The following is a 4,476-nucleotide window of genomic DNA, read 5'->3' on the forward strand; positions in this document are numbered from 1 at the left end:
GGTCACCGGCTCGAAGATGGTCCGCTACGAGGACGCCGACCTCACCCGCGTCCAGGACTGACCCGCCCCACCGACCCCCACCCCCGGGCACGGCTGTCGCCGAGCCCCCACAGCGGGACACACCACCCGCACGCCGAGCCCCCACCCCGCGGGCACGACACCCGCCGAGCCCCCAGGTGTCAGGCATGGCTCCCGCCGAGCCCCCAGGTGTCGGGCATGACTCCCGCCCAGTCCCCAATCCGGTCGCAGTTCCCCAGGCTTTTGCTTGGGGAACTGCGACCGGATTGGGGACTCGCTGCATGGAGCGGGCCGAGCGTGGGGACTCGCGGCTTAGAGCCGCGGAGCTTGGGAACTCGCCGCTTAGAGCCGCCGATCGTGGGGGCTCGGCGCAACAGGGGGACAAGGGGACTGAGCGGGTGGAGCACTCCCGTCCCCCGGGAGGCTCAGGCCACCGAGCGGTAGCGGGAGACGACCACGTCCACGAGCTCGGGCGGGACCTCCCCCTCCGGCACGGCCAGGGGTTCGGTGTCCACGTCCGCCCCGGCGGCGCGCGAGAGGTCCAGGAAGTAGCCGGGGGCCAGCAGGTAGTTGGCGACGACGACGCGGCCCCCGTCCGCCAGGCCGGCCCGGGCGGACGCCACCGCCTCGGCCACGCGGGGGCGGGCGGCGGCCAGATAGGACACCGCCACCGGCCGTCCCAGCTCCTCCCCCAGCAGCTCCGCCACCGCGGCGCAGTCGGCCACCGCCCGGCGGTCCGAGGAGCCGGCGGTGGCCAGCACCACGGCGTCGGCCGACCCCAGCGGGGCCCCGGCGGCCGCGCAGGCCTCGTGCACCCGGCGGGCCAGCAGCCGGGCCAGCGCCCGGTCCGGGCCCAGGGCGGCGGAGACCCGGTGCCGCTCGTCGGCGGCCACCGCCTCGGCCACGTCCACGTAGACGTGGTAGCCGGCGGAGAGCAGCAGCGGCACCACCACGGCCGGGCGCCCGGCGTACTCCTCCGTGCGGGCGGCCAGGTCCGGGGTCTGCACGTCGACCCAGGTGGGGACCACCTCGGTCCCGGGCAGCTCGGCGGCGACGGCGTCCACCAGGCGGGACACGGCCGCGCGCCCGGCCGGGGACCGGGTGCCGTGGGCGCAGGCCAGCAGGACGGGGGCTTCGGAGGTGCTCATGCGCCCAGCCTAGGAGCGCGGGGCCGCACGAGCAGGTCCCGTCACAGGACGTCACACAGCAACCCCGCTGTAACACGGATGCCCCACTCTGGTAGGGGCGCGACCATGGCATGCGTGCTTCCCCGATCCCCGCTCTCCCCCTGGAGGACCCCATGCTCCTGACCGCCGACCTCACCGACGTGCCGGTGCTCGTCCTCGGGGACCCGCACGAGGCCCGTAGCGCCCACCGGCGCTACGCCGCGGCCGGCGCCGACGTCCGCGCCGTGGCCGAGCCGGCCCTCCTCTCCCCCGCCGACGTGGCCGGGGCCGCCCTGGCCGTGGTCGTGGGCCCCGCGCCCGGGCGCTGGCGGGACGCGCTGCGCCGGACCGGCGCCCGCGTGCCGGTGGTCCAGGAGCCGGCGGCCCGCACCGGCGGCCGGGTGAGCCTGGTCGGCGGCGGCCCGGGCGCCGACGACCTGCTGACGGTGCGCGCCGTGACCGCGCTCCAGGACGCCGACGTGGTCTTCGTGGACCGCCTGGCCCCCGCCGGCGCCGTGGCCGCCGCGGCCCCCGGCGCCGAGATCGTCCCGGTGGGCAAGACCCCGGGCCACCACCCGGTGCCGCAGTCCCGGATCCAGGAGCTCATGGTCGAGCACGCCCTGGCCGGGCGCTCCGTGGTGCGGCTCAAGGGCGGGGACCCCTACGTCTTCGGCCGCGGCGGCGAGGAGCTCGCCGCGTGCGCCGCCCACGGCATCCCCGTGGACGTGGTCCCCGGGATCACCAGCGCGGTCTCCGTGCCCGGAGCCGCCGGGATCCCGGTGACCTTCCGCGAGGTCTCACGGATGTTCACGGTCGCCTCCGGCCACGTCCCGTTCTCCGAGGCCGAGCTTGCCCACTTCGCCGGCCTCGGCGCCGCCGGCGGGACGCTGGTGGTGCTCATGGGCGTGGCCACCCTCCCCCACCTCGTGGCCGGTCTCGTGCGCTCCGGGGCGGACCCGGCCACGCCGCTGGCCGTGGTCGAGCGCGGCTTCACCGACCGGCAGCGCTCCACGATCACCACGCTCGCGCACGCGGTCGCGGACACCGCGGCGGCCGGCTGCGGCTCGCCCGCCGTCGTCGTCATCGGGCCCGTGGTCCGCCTGGCCACCGCGGAGCGGGACGCGTTCCTCGCCGAGGTGACCGCCCATGGCTGCTGAGCAGCAGCTGCCCCTGACCGGGCGCGTGGTGGGCGTCACCGCGCACCGGCGCTCCGAGGACCAGATCGCCGCGCTCGAACGCCGCGGCGCCCGGGTGATCCACGCCCCGGCGCTGAAGGTGGAGCCGGTCGGCGAGGACGCCGGGCTCGCGGCGTCCTCCCGGGCGATGTTCGACGCCCGTCCCGACCTGGTGCTGCTCACCACCGGCTACGGGCTGCGCCGCTGGCACGACGCCGCCGAGGCGCAGGGCTTCGACGCCGACCTGCTGCTGTGTCTGCGCGAGGCCGCCGTGTACGTGCGCGGACCCAAGGGCCGCGGCGCGGTGCGGGGACTGGGCCTGGAGGACGCGGGCATGTCCGCCGACGAGACCACCGAGGGACTGGTGGACCTCGTGCTCGCCGAGCACGGCGGGGACCTCTCCGGGCGCACGGTCGGGCTGCAGCTGCACGGGATCGCCGACGTGGTCCAGCGCCGCCGGCTCACCGACGCCGGCGCGAAGGTCCTGACCGTGACCCCCTACCGGTGGGCCTCCGCCGACGACGCCGGACAGGTGCCGGTCTTGGTGCGCGAGGCCGCCGCCGGGCGGGTGGACGCGGTGACCTTCACCGCCGCCCCTGCCGTGGACGCGCTGTTCAGCACCGCCGAGGAGATCGGTCTGCACGAGGAGCTGCTGGGCGCGTTCCGGCGCGGCATGCTCGCCGCGACCGTCGGGCCCGTCACCGCCGCCCCGCTGATGGAGCTGGGCATCGAGCCGCTCGTGCCCGAGCGGTTCCGGATGGGCGCGATGCTCAAGCAGCTCACGGACGCCCTCGCCGCTCCCGGCGCCACAGACCGGGGGCCCCACCAGGACCCGCGCCAGGAGCCGGACCAGACCTGACCGCCCAGGGGATCCCGCGGACCCGGAGGTGCGGCGCAGCCGCGGCAGGGCCGGGGCCGGGGCCGGGCCCGTCGGCCCCAGCCGGACCTGCGGCGACGGCCCCGCGCGGCGGCACCGGCCGGAGCACCCGGAGGGCGCCGCCGGGTAGGCTGGGCGCGACCCGCCAGACCGTCGAAAGGCCTCCCGTGACCTCCCAGCTCGCCTCCTACATCGACCACACGCTGCTCAAGCCGGAGGCGTCGCGGGAGCAGATCGCCACCCTGTGCGCGGAGGCCAAGCAGTACGGCTTCGCCTCGGTGTGCACCAACCCCCTGTGGGCCGGCTTCGTGCGCGAGCGGCTCGCGGGCAGCGACGTGCTGACCTGCGTGGTCGTCGGCTTCCCCCTGGGAGCCTCGGCCACCGAGGTCAAGGCCTTCGAGACCGCCACCGCCGTGGCCGCCGGTGCGCAGGAGATCGACATGGTCATCGACATCGCCGCCGCCCGCGCCGGCGAGCGCGAGACCCTGGAGCGGGACATCGCCGCCGTCGCCGAGGCCGCCCACGCGGGCGGGGCGGCGCTGAAGGTCATCATCGAGACCTGCCTGCTGACCGACGAGCAGAAGGTCCTCGCCTGCCAGGCCGCCGTGGCCGCCGGCGCGGACTTCGTGAAGACCTCCACCGGCTTCTCCACCGCCGGGGCCACCGTGGAGGACGTCCGGCTCATGCGCGAGACCGTCGGCCCGGACATCGGCGTCAAGGCCTCCGGCGGCATCCGCACCCGCGAGGACGCGCTTGCGATGATCGAGGCCGGCGCGTCCCGGATCGGCGCCAGCAGCGGTCCCGCGCTCGTCGGCTGAAGGCCCGACGACGACGCCTGCCGCCGCAACCGGTCGCTCCGCCGGGCGGGACCGCCGGAGCGGGCCGCTGCACCGAGCCGCCCGTGCGGGCTCTCCCGCCAAGCGACCGGAGGGGGCCGTCGGTGCCGGCTACCGACCCGCGACCCCGGGCCGGGTCACAGCGGCGGGCCGGGGGCGACGGACTAGACTGACCGCGAACGCTTCCGCGGCCCTCGTGACCGGCCGCCCTGCACCACGAGAAGAGGAACCACCATGGCCGACGGAGCCCACGCGTCCACCAGCACGTCCACGGACACCCCTGCCCCCGGGCGCAGCAGCGGGAGCGTGACGCGCTCGCACTCGGGTCAGGGCCGGCTCGTGAACAACCTGCTGTTCTTCGCGGCCTGCATGATCATCATGGTCGGCAGCTTCTGGGCCTTCGC

Annotated in this window: 4 protein-coding genes; 3 read left to right on the forward strand and 1 reads right to left on the reverse strand. The window is 76.6% G+C overall.

The window, feature by feature from the left end:
- Positions 1-443: 443 nt before the first annotated feature.
- Positions 444-1,166: a sirohydrochlorin chelatase gene (locus GMA12_RS17985; RefSeq protein ID WP_156270860.1), complete on the reverse strand. Its 723-nt coding sequence runs from the start codon at positions 1,164-1,166 to the stop codon at positions 444-446.
- A 152-nt stretch (positions 1,167-1,318) separates the two neighbouring features.
- Here GMA12_RS17985 and cobA point away from each other — a divergent pair, with 152 nt between their 5' ends.
- The 3 genes from cobA (at position 1,319) to deoC (ending at position 4,054) form a co-directional block, all read left to right on the forward strand.
- Entirely contained in the window at positions 1,319-2,341 is a 1,023-nt protein-coding gene (gene cobA / locus GMA12_RS17990; protein ID WP_156270861.1) for a uroporphyrinogen-III C-methyltransferase, read from the forward strand.
- Positions 2,331-3,218, forward strand: a complete 888-nt coding sequence (locus tag GMA12_RS17995) for a uroporphyrinogen-III synthase (RefSeq protein WP_156270862.1) — start codon at positions 2,331-2,333, stop codon at positions 3,216-3,218. The genes cobA and GMA12_RS17995 overlap by 11 nt, the downstream gene beginning before the upstream one ends.
- 185 nt (positions 3,219-3,403) lie before the next feature.
- On the forward strand, positions 3,404-4,054 hold the full coding sequence (deoC, locus tag GMA12_RS18000) for a deoxyribose-phosphate aldolase (protein WP_162460044.1): 651 nt from the start codon (positions 3,404-3,406) through the stop codon (positions 4,052-4,054).
- Positions 4,055-4,476 lie beyond the last annotated feature (422 nt).

This window comes from Kocuria sediminis (assembly GCF_009735315.1).
Lineage (GTDB): Bacteria > Actinomycetota > Actinomycetes > Actinomycetales > Micrococcaceae > Kocuria > Kocuria turfanensis.

What these genes read in the sequence shown, in the direction of transcription:
- GMA12_RS17985 (WP_156270860.1), bottom strand. Translation starts at nt 1,166, where the DNA reads ATGAGCACCTCCGAAGCCCCCGTCCTGCTGGCCTGCGCCCACGGCACC.
- cobA (WP_156270861.1), top strand. Translation starts at nt 1,319, where the DNA reads ATGCTCCTGACCGCCGACCTCACCGACGTGCCGGTGCTCGTCCTCGGG.
- GMA12_RS17995 (WP_156270862.1), top strand. Translation starts at nt 2,331, where the DNA reads ATGGCTGCTGAGCAGCAGCTGCCCCTGACCGGGCGCGTGGTGGGCGTC.